The organism is Corallococcus sp. CA049B, from assembly GCF_003611685.1.
GTDB lineage: Bacteria > Myxococcota > Myxococcia > Myxococcales > Myxococcaceae > Corallococcus > Corallococcus coralloides.
On record NZ_RAWC01000489.1, the window covers coordinates 1 to 407 of the forward strand.

The 407-nt window shown below is 74.4% G+C and carries 1 protein-coding gene; it reads right to left on the bottom strand.

Annotated features, from left to right (window positions below; all coding sequences use genetic code 11):
* Positions 1–376, bottom strand: a 376-nt coding sequence (locus D7W82_RS39865) for an MFS transporter (RefSeq protein WP_370451157.1), incomplete at its 3' end; no start/stop codon positions are given.
* Between the last annotated feature and the right edge of the window lie 31 nt (positions 377–407).

Genomic DNA, 407 nt, shown 5'->3' on the forward strand with positions numbered 1-407 from the left:
GTTCAGGAGTGGCGGGGGAAGACGCCTCGCGCACGCGCGACACACAGCCGAGCGCCAGCACGAGGGACACAGCTGAAAGGAGGAACGTGCAGCCGATGCCGGCGGCTTGCGCGGTGAAGCCGTAGGTGACGGGCGCGAGCACGGAGGCCAGCGCGCCGCAGGCGCCCAGCGCGCCCATGAACCGGCCGCGCTCGGAAGGCGCCGGGGACTGCTCCACCACCAGCGCGGACGCGGAGGAGCGGTGCAGGCCATCTGGAATCGCCAGCAGCACCCAGGCGGCCACCAGCGTCACCAGCGCGGCGCCGTCCGGCAGCCATCCCGCGGCCCCCAGCACCGCGGCCATCACCGCCATGCCCGCGAGGCCCGGCACAATCATGCCCACGCGCCGGGACAGCCGGTCCGACAGC